The 17102-nt window shown below is 39.1% G+C and carries 14 protein-coding genes; 9 read left to right on the forward strand and 5 right to left on the reverse strand.

Features of this window, described 5'->3' with window-relative positions; all coding sequences use genetic code 11:
• Nucleotides 1-517 precede the first annotated feature (517 nt).
• From Q0203_RS03645 to yciH, 8 genes are all read left to right on the forward strand, one after another.
• Entirely contained in the window at nt 518-1411 is an 894-nt protein-coding gene (locus tag Q0203_RS03645; protein WP_297929627.1) for a DUF535 family protein, read from the forward strand.
• Nucleotides 1404-2081 (forward strand): (d)CMP kinase, encoded by a 678-nt coding sequence (gene cmk / locus Q0203_RS03650; RefSeq protein WP_297929629.1) that lies wholly within the window; start codon nt 1404-1406, stop codon nt 2079-2081. The genes Q0203_RS03645 and cmk overlap by 8 nt, the downstream gene beginning before the upstream one ends.
• A gap of 97 nt (nt 2082-2178) precedes the next feature.
• On the forward strand, nt 2179-3825 hold the full coding sequence (gene rpsA, locus Q0203_RS03655) for a 30S ribosomal protein S1 (RefSeq protein WP_297929632.1): 1647 nt from the start codon (nt 2179-2181) through the stop codon (nt 3823-3825).
• Between the two features lie 60 nt (nt 3826-3885).
• Nucleotides 3886-4170, forward strand: coding sequence for an integration host factor subunit beta (locus Q0203_RS03660; RefSeq protein WP_021617105.1), 285 nt, complete (start codon nt 3886-3888; stop codon nt 4168-4170).
• A 98-nt stretch (nt 4171-4268) separates the two neighbouring features.
• Complete coding sequence (locus Q0203_RS03665) at nt 4269-4565, forward strand: LapA family protein (RefSeq protein WP_297929634.1); 297 nt, start codon at nt 4269-4271, stop codon at nt 4563-4565.
• On the forward strand, nt 4565-5755 hold the full coding sequence (gene lapB / locus Q0203_RS03670) for a lipopolysaccharide assembly protein LapB (RefSeq protein WP_295974314.1): 1191 nt from the start codon (nt 4565-4567) through the stop codon (nt 5753-5755). Before Q0203_RS03665 ends, lapB begins: the two co-directional genes overlap by 1 nt.
• 32 nt (nt 5756-5787) lie before the next feature.
• Entirely contained in the window at nt 5788-6480 is a 693-nt protein-coding gene (pyrF, locus tag Q0203_RS03675; RefSeq protein WP_297929636.1) for an orotidine-5'-phosphate decarboxylase, read from the forward strand.
• 6 nt (nt 6481-6486) lie between these two features.
• Nucleotides 6487-6804: a stress response translation initiation inhibitor YciH gene (gene yciH, locus Q0203_RS03680; protein WP_209362955.1), complete on the forward strand. Its 318-nt coding sequence runs from the start codon at nt 6487-6489 to the stop codon at nt 6802-6804.
• A 202-nt stretch (nt 6805-7006) separates the two neighbouring features.
• Here the strand turns inward: yciH and Q0203_RS03685 are convergent, their stop codons facing one another.
• From Q0203_RS03685 to malQ, 3 genes are read right to left on the reverse strand one after another with little or no spacing between them, the layout of a single operon-like run.
• Entirely contained in the window at nt 7007-8674 is a 1668-nt protein-coding gene (locus Q0203_RS03685; protein WP_297929639.1) for a PTS transporter subunit IIBC, read from the reverse strand.
• 10 nt (nt 8675-8684) lie between these two features.
• Nucleotides 8685-9476 (reverse strand): endonuclease/exonuclease/phosphatase family protein, encoded by a 792-nt coding sequence (locus Q0203_RS03690; RefSeq protein ID WP_297929641.1) that lies wholly within the window; start codon nt 9474-9476, stop codon nt 8685-8687.
• Nucleotides 9477-9488: 12 nt separating this feature from the next.
• Nucleotides 9489-13262 (reverse strand): 4-alpha-glucanotransferase, encoded by a 3774-nt coding sequence (gene malQ, locus Q0203_RS03695; RefSeq protein WP_297929643.1) that lies wholly within the window; start codon nt 13260-13262, stop codon nt 9489-9491.
• Nucleotides 13263-13442: 180 nt separating this feature from the next.
• Between malQ and Q0203_RS03700 the strand changes: the two genes are divergently transcribed.
• Entirely contained in the window at nt 13443-14159 is a 717-nt protein-coding gene (locus Q0203_RS03700) for a UTRA domain-containing protein (protein ID WP_021617113.1), read from the forward strand.
• A gap of 157 nt (nt 14160-14316) precedes the next feature.
• Here the strand turns inward: Q0203_RS03700 and recN are convergent, their stop codons facing one another.
• Nucleotides 14317-15990 carry a DNA repair protein RecN gene (recN, locus tag Q0203_RS03705; RefSeq protein ID WP_297929645.1) on the reverse strand — a complete coding sequence of 558 codons (1674 nt, stop codon included), beginning with the start codon at nt 15988-15990 and terminating at the stop codon, nt 14317-14319.
• A 74-nt stretch (nt 15991-16064) separates the two neighbouring features.
• On the reverse strand, nt 16065-16982 hold the full coding sequence (locus Q0203_RS03710; protein ID WP_021617115.1) for an NAD(+) kinase: 918 nt from the start codon (nt 16980-16982) through the stop codon (nt 16065-16067).
• Nucleotides 16983-17102: the final 120 nt, after the last annotated feature.

The raw sequence follows: 17102 nt of genomic DNA on the forward strand, positions 1-17102 counted from the left end.
TGTTAAGCCTGCCGCCAGCGTTCAATCTGAGCCATGATCAAACTCTTCAATTCAAAAAGTTTAATCGCTCAATACTGCTGACTTAATTAATCATCTATATAAATAAACGAATCTTCGTAGCACTATTCAGTTCAATTTTAAAATTCTTTAATGATAAAAACGAATCTTCAAGTGCCCACACAGTTTGTCTGATTGATTGTTAAAGAACATTTGCACTAAGCAAGGTTGATAATTCTAACTTCCCGTTATTTTATCGTCAAGAAAAATTCTCAAAAATTTTTCTTTTTGTTTGCTACCCTTGCGGTGCGGAGGCGTATTATAGAGATTCGATCTTGAGGATCAAGTGTTTTTTTCAAAAAAATGTTTGATAGGTTAGAAAAAATACAATCTATGTAATTTAATGCAAATTTTCACCGCACTTATACTACAATCTAAGCGAATAGCAATTATGCTTATTGGCGGTTAAACTATTTCGTCTTCTTTGATACAATTTCTTCAATTATTCAGATTCCTATTTTTGAGGTTTGTTGTGACAAAATTCCATTTTCCAACATTTCATGAAATGTTTCCCGTAGAAAAACGCAAATTAAAATTATTGCGGGAATGGCTACGTTATCAGGTGCGCCGTTTGTTTTTTGCAACGCAATGCCGGGCGTTAGTCAATTTTATTCATGAAAATCCATTGTGGCAGCCGGTTTTTGTACAGTATCCTTATCGTGTGAATACGCTATTAAGCCAGTACTGTGATAAACACTTTAATGTGACACAGCGTTTAGACGCTATTAAGACCAATTTTGCCATGGCGGAAAAACACTTTGGTGTGGCGTTATGTGAGACATTAATTTCACAACAGCCGATACTGTTGGCACAGTTAACAGATGAATTGGCGTTAAATTTAACGCTCAACCATATCGATCCTTATGAAGGCTTTTTTGCTATCGCTTTAACCGATGCTAATCAACGTACGATTTATTCTGCCAGCTTTACGTTTTTAGCGGATAACCGTTTATTGATCGCCTCAATTCAAGGACCAAAAGGCGATGAGGCGCAAGATTTAGTGCGTCAGGCGACAAAATTATTGCATGGTGTTCGCCCGATGTTTATGTTGGTGAATGCCTTTAAAGTTTTTGCGGAGACGTTGAATTGTCGTTTGGAAGGCATTCCGCATAAACGTCAGGCAAAATATCGTTGGAATGATTCGGCAAAATTATTGTTTAACTACGATGAATTTTGGCAGGAAAATGAGGGCAAGTTGGCAGAAAATTATTGGCAAATTCCGACCGCACTTGAGCGTCGTCCTTTAGAAGACATTCAAAGTAAAAAACGTTCTATGTATCGCAAACGTTATGACATGTTTGACCAAATGACGGTTGAGATTCAATCCCTTTTGACAGAGAAAAATCATGAATAAAATTATTACGGTTGACGGACCAAGTGGTGCCGGTAAAGGCACTTTATGTTACGCATTGGCAGAAAAACTAGGTTTTGCGTTGCTAGATTCCGGCGCAATTTATCGTGTGACGGCATTGGCCGCGTTAAAACGCCATGCCGATTTAACCAATGAAACCGAATTGGCTGATCTTGCCCGTCATTTGGATATTCAGTTTGTGCCGAAAAATGGTGAGGTGAATGTATTATTAGGTGGCATGGATGTCAGCCATTTAATTCGTACGCAAGAAGTGGCGGATACCGCATCAAAAGTGGCAGTTTTCCCGCAAGTTCGTGCGGCATTATTACAACTCCAGCAGGATTTTGCCAAAAATGAGGGTTTAATTGCGGATGGTCGCGATATGGGAACGGTGGTATTTCCTGATGCGCAAGTGAAATTATTTTTAGATGCGAGTGCGGAAGAACGTGCAAAAAGACGCTATAACCAGTTGCAAAATAAGGGGATTAGTGGTAACTTTGCACAGATTTTAGCCGAGATAAAAGAGCGTGATTTGCGCGATAGAAATCGAGCAGTCGCCCCTTTAAAACCTGCTGATGATGCGTTTTTACTTGACAGCACGACATTGAGTATCGATGAAGTGATTTGTCAGGCCTTAAGCTATATTCAGCAGCGTATTGATATTAAAGCTTAAATTTTTATGGTTTATTCAAGGATGGATAAACTTTATTATCAGCCCCACTTTTTATGGATTAGAAGTGGACGTTATTTACTTAAATTGAAGATTAATTATGACAGAATCTTTTGCTCAACTTTTTGAAGAATCATTAAAAGACCTTGAAACCCGTCAAGGTGCAGTTGTTAAAGGTACCATCGTTGCTATCCAAAAAGGCTTCGTCCTTGTAGATACCGGTTCTAAATCCGAGTCTGCAATTCCTTCCGAAGAATTTTTAAATGCACAAGGTGAATTGGAAGTTCAAGTTGGTGATGTTGTTGATGTTGTGCTTAAAGCTGTGGATGATGGTTTCGGTGAAACTGTTGCTTCCCGTGCCGATGCAAAACGCAACGAAGCTTGGATTGTATTGGAAAAAGCTTATGACGAACAAGCAACTGTACTTGGTTTAGTTAACGGTAAAGTGAAAGGCGGCTTCACAGTTGAGTTAAACGGTGTTCGCGCATTCTTACCGGGTTCATTAGTGGATACCCGTCCAGTTCGTGACGCAGATCACTTACTTGGTAAAGAATTAGAATTCAAAGTAATCAAACTTGATCAAAAACGTAACAACGTTGTTGTTTCCCGTCGTGCAGTAATCGAATCTGAAAGCAGCCAAGATCGTGAAGAAGTATTAGCGAACTTGTCTGAAGGTGCTGAAGTTAAAGGTACTGTTAAGAACTTAACTGACTACGGCGCATTCGTTGATTTAGGCGGTGTTGACGGTTTATTACATATTACCGATATGGCTTGGAAACGTGTTAAACACCCAAGCGAAATCGTTAATGTTGGTGATGAAATCACCGTTAAAGTATTGAAATTCGACAAAGATCGTACCCGTGTTTCTTTAGGCTTAAAACAATTAGGTCAAGACCCTTGGGCTGCAATCGCTGAAAATCATCCAGTAAACAGCAAATTAAGCGGTAAAGTCACTAACTTAACTGACTACGGTTGTTTCGTTGAAATTTTAGACGGTGTTGAAGGTTTAGTTCACGTTTCTGAAATGGATTGGACTAACAAAAATATTCACCCATCTAAAGTGGTTAGCTTAGGTGATGTTGTTGAAGTAATGGTATTAGAAATTGATGAAGAACGCCGTCGTATTTCTTTAGGTTTAAAACAATGTAAACCAAATCCATGGACTCAATTCGCGGAAACTCACAACAAAGGTGACAAAGTTGTTGGTAAAATCAAATCTATCACTGACTTTGGTATCTTCATCGGTTTAGAAGGCGGTATCGACGGTTTAGTTCACTTGTCTGATATTTCTTGGAATGTTCAAGGTGAAGAAGCGGTTCGTAATTACAAAAAAGGTGATGAAGTTGCCGCAGTTGTATTACAAGTCGATGCAGTAAAAGAGCGTATTTCTTTAGGTATCAAACAACTTGAAGAAGATCCATTCAATAACTTCGTTGCTATCAACAAAAAAGGTGCTGTATTAAATGCAAAAGTAGTTGAAGCTGATGCAAAAGGCGCTAAAGTTGAATTAGACGGCGGTGTTGAAGGTTACATTCGCGCAGCTGATTTAACTCATGAAGTTGCTGTAGGCGATGTTGTTGAAGCTAAATACACCGGTGTAGATCGTAAATCACGTATTGTTCACTTGTCTGTACGTGCGAAAGATCAAGCTGAAGAAGCGGCCGCTGTAGCAAACGTGAATAAGCAAGAAGAAGTTGCTATTCCAAATGCCATGGCTGAAGCTTTCAAAGCGGCTAAAGGTGAATAATTCACTTCATTAATAAACCGGCATAGCAATATGCCGGTTCATAAAAGTTAGGAGAATGGTATGACAAAGTCAGAGCTTATTGGGCTTTTAATGCAAAAAAATAATAGCCTTTCCCTGAAACATATCGAGGAAGCCGTCAAAGCCATTTTAGAGCAAATGTCATGCGTATTAGAAAATGGCGAACGTATTGAAGTGCGAGGATTTGGTAGCTTTTCTTTACACTGTCGCCAACCTAGACTTGGGCGAAATCCTAAAACGGGAGAACAGGTTCAATTAGAAGCGAAGTGCGTACCCTATTTTAAAGCGGGCAAAGAGCTAAGAAAACGCGTTGACGTTTATGCATAATTTATTTCACTAACTTTCATTAACGACACTTTTAAGTGTCGTTTTTTATGCTCATTTTTGGCATAATGAGCAACAACTTTATTTTAAGGAGAAACCAAATGATTAAATATATTTTGGGATTAATCATTATCTTGGCTATCATCTTAGTTGCTATTACCGTGGGAGCAAATAATGATCAAGTAATTACCTTTAATTACATTTTTGCACAAAGCCAATTCCAACTTTCTACCTTAGTAGCTATTTTATTTGGCTTAGGGCTTATCCTTGGTTGGTTTATCACAGGGGTTTTCTACCTTAAGTTAAAATTAAAAAATATTGCATTAAATCGTCAAATAAAACGCCAAACTCAACAAATCAATGAATTAACGACCAGCAGAGATAAGGCTCCTCAATAATGCTTGAACTACTCTTCCTTCTTCTACCAATAGCTGCCGCGTATGGTTGGTATATGGGGCATCGTAGCGCCAAAAAAGATCAGGAAGATATCAGTAATAAACTCTCCCGTGATTACGTTGCTGGGGTTAATTTTCTTTTAGCCAATCAAACTGAAAAAGCTGTTGATTTATTTTTAGATATGCTACAAAAGCAGGAAAATGAAAATGAAATTGACAGCAATTCACAATTTGAAGCTGAACTTACCTTAGGTAATTTATTTCGTTCTCGAGGTGAAGTGGATCGCGCATTACGTATCCATCAAGCCCTCGATAGCAGTCCTCATTACACATTCGAACAAAAGCTATTAGCTAAACAGCAATTAGCCCGAGATTTTATGGCAGTAGGTTTTTTTGACCGCGCCGAACACCTTTATATTTTAATGGTAGATGAACCGGAGTTTGCTGAAGGCGCACTACAACAGCTTGCGCTTATCTATCAGAAAACAAAAGAATGGAAAAAAGCCATTAATGTTGCGGAAAAATTAGCCAAAATATCACCCAATAGCCATCAAATTGAATTAGCGCATTATTATTGTGAGTATGTCAAAAATCTCCCTGACGAAAGTAAAGAAGATCCAAAACAAATTTTGTTACAAGCCCTCGCCGTTTCTCCAACTTGCGTACGCGCCTCTATGATGCTGGCAGAATTATCCATTAAACAGAAAGATTACCAAAGTGCGGTGCATTTTTTAGAAAATATTTTAATGCAAAATCCTGACTATATTGGTGAAGTCTTGCACCGTTTAAAATTCTGTTATCAACAACTCAATCAATGGGATAATTTTGAATTATTTCTCATTAAGGCAAGCCGTGAAAAGAATAATAGTGCCGTTGCATTAATGTTAGCAGACTTAATTGAAGAAAAAGATGGTCGCGCCGCTGCACAACTCAAACTCTACCAACAATTACAGCAAAATCCGGCAACCCCTATTTTTCACCGTTTTATTCAATATCAAATTGATGATGCAGAAAAGGGCCGAGGAAAAGACAGTTTGATCTTGTTACATAAAATGGTAGGAGAACGAATTAAACAAACATTTGGTTATCGTTGCAGTAATTGCGGTTATCAAACACACAAATTAATTTGGTGTTGTCCTTCTTGCCGCCAATGGGAAACGATTAAACCGGTTAGCTCAATTGAGCATAATTAAATGCTAACCTGCGTGTTTATAAGGAGAAAACTATGACGAATAAAGTCATCATTGCATTAGATTACGAAAAAGAAGCCGACGCATTGGCATTGGTTGATCAGCTTGAGCCACAAACCTGCCGCTTAAAAGTCGGAAAAGAAATGTTTACAACCCTTGGTACCGGATTTGTAAAACAACTACATAATCGCCACTTTGATGTTTTTCTGGATTTAAAATTCCATGACATTCCAAATACAGTGGCAAGAGCAGTTCGTTCTGCCGCTGATTTAGGTGTTTGGATGGTGGACTTACACGCCAGCGGAGGTTTGCGCATGATGGATGAAGCGAAAAAAATCCTTGAACCTTATGGTAAAGAGGCACCTTTACTGATTGGGGTAACCGTGTTAACCAGCATGGAAGACTTGGATTTATTACAAATCGGCATTAATTCCTCGCCAATGGAACACGTTATCCGTTTGGCACATTTAACACAACGTGCCGGATTAGATGGTGTGGTATGCTCCCCACAAGAGGTTGAAATTTTACGTAGTACCTGTGGACCGGATTTTAAATTAGTCACCCCGGGAATTCGCCCTATCGGCACAGATTTTGGCGATCAACGTCGTGTCATGACACCGGCAGCAGCAATTCGCTCCGGTGCAGATTATTTAGTGATTGGTCGCCCAATTACACAAGCTGAAAATCCGGTTGACGTTTTAAATGCGATTAACGCTTCCATTGCGTAAATTATTATGACGAATCATTTAGTTTATTCTACCGAGAGCGGGCGGATTAAAGCTGATAAACCACAAGCGCAAATTCCCCAAGGGGATGGCATTGTACGTATCCAGTTGCAAAAAAGCGGACGCAAAGGCAATGGTGTCAGTATCATCACCGGATTGGGGCTTGTTGAAACCGAATTAAAATTGCTTGCGGCAGAGTTAAAAAAACGTTGTGGTTGCGGAGGTGCTGTAAAAAATCACACCATTGAAATTCAAGGGGAAAAACGTGATTTACTGAAACAGTTACTGGAACAAAAGGGTTATAAGGTAAAATTAGCCGGCGGTTAAACACCTATTCTTTAAAAAATATCTCCATATTTAAAAATAGAAAGCACAAAATGCTAATGTTTTGTGCTTTCTTTGCTTTCTAATATTTCTAATAAAGTGATCTTAATCAGTTGAGGTGTTCTCAGGCTTATCTACAACGTTCTAATACATTAGCTAATTTGCCCCTAAAATTCACCGCACTTTTTGATCATAAAAGGCCTCATTACGATTTAGGTATATCAGCACCTGAAGCCAGTAGATCTTGAATATCTGATTTTAAGACATCGGCTTTAGGCCCGTAAATGGCTTGAATACCTGAACCTTTTACAATAAAACCCATTGCACCGGCTTGTTTCCAGCTCGCCTCATCTCCGACTAAATCAGGATTATGCACTGTGATACGTAAACGTGTCATACAGGCATCCACCTCAGCAATATTGTTGCGTCCACCGAGAAGATTGATGATTTGCACCACTTGCGCACTAGCATTTGCGACTTTTTTCTCCTCAGCAGCAGGCGATTCATCAGTACCTTTCGCATCGTAGTTGCCGTTACGACCTGCTGTAGCTAGATTGAATTTCTTAATCATGAAATTTGCGATGACAAATGACAACACAGCAAAAAGACCAGAAACCCAAATGAAATTAACTAGATCCATGCCAATACCTGCTTTAATCGCCATTGGTGTACGGGTTAAAAATTCAATATTCCCAAACGCATGAACCCGTAAATTCACAATGTCTGCCATGGCAAAGGCACAACCTTGCACAACGGCATAAACGAGGTAAAGGGGCAATGCAACGAACATAAACATATATTCGATAGGCTCAGTGACACCGGTTAAAAACACCGCAAGGGCAGAAGAAAGGAAAATCCCTTTATAGATGGTTTTCTTATCTGGATCAACATTGAGATACATCGCTAACGTAATCCCCATGAGAATACCACTTGAACCAATCATTTGACCTACTTTAAAACGAGCTGGGGTAACATGAGTGAGCAGTTCATTATATTGTGCTAAATCACCGGAATCTTTCAGGTTGATTAAATCACTGATCCAAGCGAGCCATAAAGGATCTTGTCCAAAGACTTGCTTACCTTGTTGCACTCCGGTTAAAAATTCATAGGTGCCGCCCAATGATGTGTAGTTCATAGGAATGGTAAGCATATGATGTAGCCCAAATGGTAATAAAAGACGTTCTAATGTTCCGTAAACAAATGGGGCTAAGATCGGCGCAGAACTTTGTGAATTCGCAATCCACTCTCCAAAATGGTTTATACCGGTTTGTACTAAAGGCCAGAATAACGCCAAAATAATTGCAACGAATACGGAACGATAAATGACAACAAAAGGAACAAAGCGTTTACCATTAAAAAAGGTCAACACCTCTGGTAATTTACGGAAGTTGTAGTAACTATTAAAGGTTGTTGCGCCTACAAAGCCCGCAATGATTCCCACAAAAACGCCCATATTTAATGCAGGTTGTCCAAGAATATTCACAAAATAATGTGCCACCGGAATATCACCTGCAAATAGCGTGCTCACATGCGCCGTTGGGTCGGTTAACATTTCAACTTTTACGCCGAAAAAATTTCCCGTAATTAAGTTAATGAGAATAAAGGCAAGACCTGCGGCAAATGCACCACCCGCACGTTCATTTGCCCAACTACCACCAATGGCCAAAGCAAATAAGAGATGTAAGTTACCAATAATCCCCCAACCAATTTGTGCAATTATATGACCGATGCGAGCCAGCCATTCAGCATCACTAATTAATGGTAATGAGTTACCGATACTCACCATTAAACCAGCAGCAGGCATTACGGCAATCACGACCATCAGACATTTGCCGAATTTTTGCCAAAATTCAAAACTGAGCAATTTTTTCATATGTGTTCTCCTACAAAATGAGCTCAACGTCTAAACCGAAATGATCGGAAACGACCGGTTTATTTTTACCATTAAAAATCACCTGACTTGATAAAACCTGTTTCGGTTGATTTAAAAAAATGTAATCTAAGCGCTTTTCTTCGCTGTGACCATTCCAACCATCAATGGCTTTCTCAACGGTAATTCCGCTGTCTTTCTGTTCTGCTATATCAAATGTATCAAGCAAACCTAAACATTTAATTTTCTGATACGAGACAGGATCGCTTATAGCATCTGTATTAAAATCACCCATCAGAATTTTAAGATTTTGGCTTTGATTGCGTTCCACGATGGTACGAATATTGTCCAATTGATCTTCCCCCTCGCAATTTGGTAAGTTGATATGGCAGGAATAACAATCCACAAGCTGCCCTTGATACTCTACTGTTAACCCCAGAATTTTACGGGAAAGAATAGAGTCGGCACATTGATGTTGGCTACAATAAAAGGCATCTACCTCATAAACCGGTAATTTGGTTAAGAATGCGATACCCTCATCATATTTGTCATAGCCAATATGCGAATTGCTCCAAAACAGTGAATATTTTTGTCTCACTCGCGGATTAATTTTATTCAACAACACCACACCGTAATTATCTTGCTTTAATGCTTGAGAAATCACTGGGGATGATATTAATTGATTCACTTCTTGCAACGCGATAATGTCATAACCTTTTTCAACAATAGTCTCGGCAATAACATCCATTTTTTCCGCTTGGTTATCTTCTAACCAAGCGTGTGTATTTAGGGTGAGCAGTTTCATAGATTCTCCCCTTTAATCCTCACAATGCCAAATATCAGCGTTATATTGTGCAATGGTGCGGTCAGATGAGAAAAATCCCGCTTTCGCAATATTATGAATCACTTTTCTATTCCAGCTATCTTGATCTTCATAATCCGCTAAAATGTGTTCTTTTGCTTTCACATACGCATCAAAATCAATCAAGGTCATAAACCAGTCTTTATTAAGCAATTCATCATGCAGACGTTTTAAACGCGTTTTATTACCCAGTTTCACTAGCGTAGAATCAAGGATAAAATCGACCGCTCTTTTAATATATTTATCCTTTTCATAGTAATCTTTCGACACGTAACCGGCAGTTTCATACAGCTTGATAATGCTTTCAGCATCCTTACCAAAGGTATAAATATTTTCTGCGCCGGCTAATTCTGCGATTTCAACATTTGCACCATCCATGGTGCCTAAAGTTAATGCACCATTCAGCATAAACTTCATATTGCCGGTACCAGATGCTTCTTTTGAAGCAAGGGATATTTGTTCTGAAATATCTGTTGCCGGAATCAATTTTTCCGCCACGCTAACATTATAGTTTTCCACTAAATACACGTTTAAATACTGATTCACGTCCGGATCATTATTGATTAACTCAGACAAGCAAAGAATTAAATGAATAATATCTTGCGCAATCACATAAGCAGGTGCAGCTTTCCCACCGAAAATCACGGTAATTTTCCGTTTTGGCAGTTTACCTGCTTTGATTTCAAGGTATTTATGAATTACATAAAGGGCATTCATTTGTTGGCGTTTATATTCATGGAAACGCTTAATTTGCGTATCGATAATCGAATTTTCATCCAATTCAATCCCTTTATTTTCTTTTAAATAGGTTTTTAGCGCTAATTTATTCTGAAATTTAATTTCAGCTAATTTTTGATGTACTTTTTTATCATCCTTAAACGCAAGCAATTTTTCTAATTTTGTTGCATCGTGTAAATAATCATCGCCAATTAACTCTTTAATATACTCCGCTAATGGTTGGTTAGAAAACTCTAACCAACGGCGGAAGGTAATGCCATTTGTCTTATTATTGAATTTTTCAGGATATAACACATAGAAGGCTTTCAGTTCAGAATTTTTCAAAATCTCTGTATGTAATGCAGCAACACCATTAACGGAATTTGAGAAATGAATATCCATATGCGCCATATGCACACGTTTTTGCTCATCAATAATGTGTACTGCGCTATCGTTATATGCCTTTTTGACTAATTTATCTAGTTTTTTGATAATGTTAACCAAATGTGGAACAACTTCTTCTAAATAGGCTAAAGGCCATTTTTCTAATGCTTCAGCAAGAATCGTATGATTAGTATAGCCCACCATATTACGTACAATCTCTACCGCTTCATCAAATTTGATCTGATGTTTTTCTGTTAGTAAGCGAATTAATTCAGGAATAACCATGGAAGGGTGAGTATCATTGATTTGCACGTAAGCATAATCAGCCAAATCATGCAAATTACTGCCACGCGCAATGGCTTCATCAATAAGTAATTGTGCCGCATTGGATACCATAAAATATTGCTGATAAATACGTAATAATTCTCCATTTTTATCTGAGTCATCCGGATAAAGAAATAAGGTCAAGTTCTCTTGAATATCAGTTTTATCAAATTCAATGCCTTTTTTAATCAAATGATAATTCACTGATTGAATATCAAATAAATTAAGGGAGTTTTTACTTTCTTTCTTGTAACCTAAAATATCAATGCGATCTAATTTTGAGGTTAACGTAAATTTTTTAAACGGCACTTCATAATGAATATCGGTGGGAATTAACCAAGAATTCTCTTCAATCCAATGGTTAGGTTCCGCATATTGTTCATTTTTCTTGAAGACCTGCTTAAATAAACCGCAGTGATAGTTTAATCCTACCCCTTCTGCATTTAGGCCAAGTGTAGCCATTGAATCAACAAAGCAAGACGCTAAGCGACCTAGCCCCCCATTCCCCAAAGAGGGTTCCGGTTCAATATCTTCGATATGACTTAATGACTTTCCTACCTGTGCCAGCTCATCTTTAATTTCTTGATAAATCCCAAGATTAATTAAGTTATTGGAAAGTAATTTACCAATCAAAAACTCTGCAGAAATGTAATAAACTTTCCGTTTTCCATTATTTTTAGGTTTATCTGCGGCAAGATGTTTAATGTAGTTTAGCAACTGAATATAAATTTCTTTATCGCTGAGCTGTTCTAATGATTTATTTGTCTCATTTTTCACATAGGTACTCAATTTCATCATGTCTTCTCCCTTATTTGCACGGTGATATAAGGTTGTCACCTGTCTTAAAAAGTCTTTTTTCGCTTGCGTTAAATCGCTTGGTTGCATACGCCATTCCCAATTTCCACCAATTGTTGAAGGCGTATTCATTCTTGAGCTAGCCGGTAACGCTAAAATATCCTGCATTGTGGCGATGGCAATATGACTAACCGTGGCAAAAAGCTGGCGAATCATTGCTTGGCAAATTGATTCATCATGACGGCGATGTGTATAACTGTTGATATATTGCTGTTGCTCTAGCGTTAGGCCGTTATACCATCCTTGCGTCACATCATTATCATGTGTCCCGGTATAAACAATGCTGTGAGGAATACAATAATGCGGACTATCTAAACTTTCACCGCTCACATCTTCAAAGCCAAACTGCAAAATCTTCATGCCGGGATAATTGCAATCTGTCAGTAATTTCCGGGCTTTATCATCAATATTTCCTAAATCTTCAGCAATAATTGGCAAATCGCCTAACTGCGCTTTAATTGCTTTAAATAAATCATATCCCGGACCGGGTTGCCAGCAACCATATTTGGCAATGTCCGCTTTGCCATCCACTTGCCAATAATCGGAGAAGCCCTTGAAATGGTCAATACGAAGAACATCATAAATCTTGAAGCTTTCTTCGATACGATGAATCCACCAAGCATAATGTTGTTTTTTGTGCGCCTCCCAATCATAAAGCGGATTGCCCCACAGTTGCCCCGTTGCACTAAATTGATCTGCCGGCACGCCGGCAACAAAACGAGGATTCCGCTCTGCATCTAATTGGAATAATTCCGGTTTGGTCCAGACTTCAACACTATCTGCAGCGACATAAATCGGCATATCACCAATAATCTGAATCCCTTTCCTATTGGCATAGGCTTTTAATGCCTTCCATTGTTGAAAGAAGAAATATTGCGTAACCTTAAAATACTGAATTTTTTCTTTCAGCATGGCTCGGTATTTCTCAAGTGCTTTTGGTTGGCGAGCAATGAGCTGTTTATCTTCCCATTTTTGCAGCGCTTTATTACCGAAATGTTCTTTAAATGCCATAAACTCGGCATAATCATCTAACCAAGTGCGGTTATTTTTTTCAAAGTTTTGAAAGTCTGAGCGGAAAGCGTCTTTGGTTAGGAAATTTTTGACGGCAATTTCAAGAATAGGACGGCGTGCATGAAAAATGCGTTCATAATCCACTTTAGTCAGATCCTCTCCAAAATTCACGGAAGCATAGTCTGATGTGTTTAATAATCCCGCTTGGGCCAATAAATCAAAATCAATAAAGTGTGTATTACCGGCAATCGCTGAGAATGATTGATACGGAGAATCGCCATAACTCGTTGTGGTCAGCGGAAGGATTTGCCAATAAGTTTGTTTGGTTTCCACCAAAAAATCCACGAAATCATACGCAGATTGACCAAAGCTCCCAATACCAAATGCGTTTGGAAGCGAAGTAATGTGCATTAAAACACCACTTGAACGTGTAAACATAGTCTCTCCTTTCAGAAGCAAAGTGTCTGCCGATTCTAAACGAAACTCATATTTATGCAACAACATTTACGTAAGAGTTACAACATTTCCGAAATATTGTGATAATTATCAAATTTATCCGTATAAGTAAGCTAATTTGTGTTATGCTATTCCGTATCAGAAAAGGGAATTAAAGAAACAATGAGTAAATACCGAAAAGTTTACAATGATATAAAAAACCAAATTAATCATGGTGTTTTAGCACCAAAGCAAGAATTACCGAGTGAAAGTGAACTCATGCAACACTATGGTTTTTCGAAAGATACGATTCGCAAAGCCCTTTCATTACTGGAAATGGATGGCTACATTCAGAAGCAACAAGGACGCAACTCCATTGTGCTTGAACACAATCTCTCCACCCCTCAAATCCTGTCTGAAATTAAAACCGTTGGTGAACTTAACCGCCCTTTAACCCATCAAGTCAAAACGACATTGACAAGTCTATATATCGTGCAAGGCGAAGAGACATTGATGCGGATCTTTAACGTCGATGATCAAATGGATTTTTACCGTATCGGCCGTGTGCGCGAAATTGACGGCGAGGCCGTGGAATACGAGGTTTCCTACTTTGATCGCCGTATCGTTTCTTTTATTAACCGAGAGATCGCAGAACAATCTATTTATCACTATTTAGAAAAGGAATTAGGTCTCAAAATCAGCCATTCCCAGCGAGAAATCGTTTTTCGCTATGCGAATGAAGAAGAAAAAAATACAATGGATCTCAATGAATATAATATGGTGGTTAACGTCGCCAGCACCACCTATTTATCCGATGGTCGCCCATTTCAGTATGGCAGCATTAGTTATCGTCCCGACAAAATTGCCTTTACTTCAATCGCCAAACGCCATGCATCCTAGTTTTTCATCATATCGTAAAGTGCGGTCGGCTTTTAAAATATGCTAAAAACTGACCGCACTTTGATCTGTTTCGCCCAAATGCCCAGTTTCCAAAAAATGCCCCGCCTCGAAAGCCAAACTAAGGCATAAAATACTACGCACGCTATGGCGCAAAACCTCAAACGCCCTCTAACATTTCTTGTGCATTCGCCAATACGGCATCCGTAATTTTGCTTCCGCCTAACAATTTTGCTAATGCCTTGACCCGTTGTTGAGGCGAAAGTGCGGTCATTTTTGTTTCCGTTTTTTGATCGACGGTCGATTTTTCAACGGAGAAATGATGTGTTCCATGGCAGGCGACTTGTGGCAAGTGGGTAACACAAATGACTTGGCATTTTTCGCTGAGTTTTCTTAATAATTTGCCGACTACATTTGCCGTGGCACCGCTAATACCGACATCAATTTCATCAAAAATCAATGTTGGGATGGCGGTTTGGTTAGATGCTTGTACCTGAATGGCTAAGGCAATGCGAGAAAGTTCACCGCCGGAAGCAATTTTGGCGAGCGGTTGAGCGCTTTGACCTAAGTTACTTTGTAGGGTAAAAATCGCATTATCTGCGCCATTTGCACTTATCTTGTCATAGTCACTATGCAATTCAATAAAAAATTCTGCGTGTTCCATGGCTAATTGTTTGATGGATTTGGTCACTTGCTGTGCGAGTTTTTGCGCACCCAATTGACGGCTTTGATGAAGTGCGGTCGCGGTAGCAAGCATTTTTTCATGAGCAGCTTGTTCTTGTTGAATGAGCATTTCTTCACTGCCGGAAAAATCTTCCAATTCATTCAATTCCGCTTTGAGACGACGGTGTAATGCCACTAACTCTTGTGGTTTTACATTGTGCTTGCGCGCTAATTGCACGGTTTGTCCTAGGCGTTGTTCAATGTCTGCCAATAACGTTGGATCTTGCTCAATATTGCTGCTTAACGATTGAATTTCATTGGTGGCTTCTTGCACTTGAATCAATGCTTCATTTAATAGATTTTGCACATCGGTATAACGATTATCTAACTCGCAGAGTTCACTTAAATGTTGCACAGCGCGATAAAGTAGTGAATCTGCGCTGACCGTTTCATTTTCGCTTAATAATTGCAAAACTGATTGGGAAAGCTGCGTTAATTCTTCACTATTGGAGAGACGAAGATGATCCGCTTCTAATTCCTCGTATTCATTTTCTTTTAAATTAAACTCATCCAGTTCACTCACTTGATATTGCAGAAGCTGTTTTCTCGCTTCGTTTTCCGCACATTTTTGTTGGAAGGTTTTGACTTGATGTTGCAAATTGCGCCATGTTTGATAATCAAGGCTCATTTGTTGTAAAAGTGCGGTATGTTGACAGAAATTATCGACTAACTGCAGTTGGTAGTCGTTTTTCAGTAAACGTTGTGATGCGTGTTGTCCATTAATTTGAATGAGATGTTGCCCGATCTCTTTTAATTGGGCGGCCGACACCGGAATGCCATTAATGAAGGCTTTAGAGCGTCCGTCATGATTAATAATGCGGCGTAAAATGCAGTCTTCAGGATTGTCAGGATCCTGCAATTCGTTTTCTTGCAGAAATTGGAAAGCCGGGTTGTTACTGTTTAGATGAAACGTCGCGCAAATATCCGCGCGTTCTTGACCTTCTCGTAACATGGAGGCTTCTGTTCGTTGTCCGAGACAAACACCTAGTGCATCAATGGCAATAGATTTTCCCGCACCGGTTTCCCCGGTGATGACGGACATTCCTTGTAATAATTCAATATTTAACTGACGAACGATAGCAAAATTATTAATGGTGAGTTGGGTCAACATAAGCAAATCCTCTTTACTGTATGTTTGTCAGTATATTACTGTTTTAATATACAGTAAAGAGGGTTTGTTAATCTTTAAGAAAAGTTACGTAACCAACCTAATTTGGAACTTAATACTTTGTAATAATTGTAGCTTTTAAGGTGCAGCAAACGGAGAGGATAGTCACACTTTTGAATGTGGATAATATCATCAGGCCCGAATTGGAGGGCAACTTGACTGTCGCAACCTAATTCTAATTGAGAGGTGTTGTATTCCGCAAAGCGAATAGAAATTTTGCTGTTCCCATCCACCACGAGCGGGCGTGAAGACAAGGTATGCGGAAACATCGGCACCAGTGCGATGGCATTTAATTGCGGGGTTAAAATCGGGCCACCGGCGGAAAGAGAATAGGCGGTTGAGCCGGTGGGCGTTGAAATGATTAAACCATCGGAACGTTGTGAAAACGCAAATTGGTCATTGATATGCACATGAAAATCAATCATATGCGCAATTTTTGCCGGGTGAATCACTGCCTCATTGACGGCAATACTACTGGCGATAATTTCGTTGTCGCGTTCCACGCAGGCTTTCAAGAGGAAGCGTTCTTCTACAAAAAACTCGCCGTTTTCCAAGCAGGCTTGTAATTGGGAATAGGCGTTTTTCGGGTCGATGTCGGTTAAAAAACCTAAATTGCCACGGTTGATGCCAATAAGCGGAATATGATATTCGGCTAAAATGCGGGCACGACCCAACATATTGCCATCTCCGCCAATAACAATCGCAAGCTGGGCGGATTGACCGATTTCCTCTAAGCTGGCTAAATGTTTTGGGGGAAGCTCAATTTTTTTACCGATATCTTGCTCAACCAACACGTGATAACCGCGTTCAATTAACCAAAAAAACAGGTTTTTATGCATTTGTAGGTTGATGTCATTTCTCGGTTTACCGACTAATGCAATGGTTTGAAACGAGGTATGCAACGTTTGCGGTTTTGCCGAATTTAACGTGTCCATATTGTTTTTACACTAACTTGAATTCAATGAATTGGGCACTATATTACAACAGAAAGCCTTTTACTCAAGTGGTAAATGCGGTATTTTTTGTTATAATCGCCCAACTTTTATTAATCGGAG

Source organism: uncultured Aggregatibacter sp. (assembly GCF_938046485.1).
Lineage (GTDB): Bacteria > Pseudomonadota > Gammaproteobacteria > Enterobacterales > Pasteurellaceae > Aggregatibacter.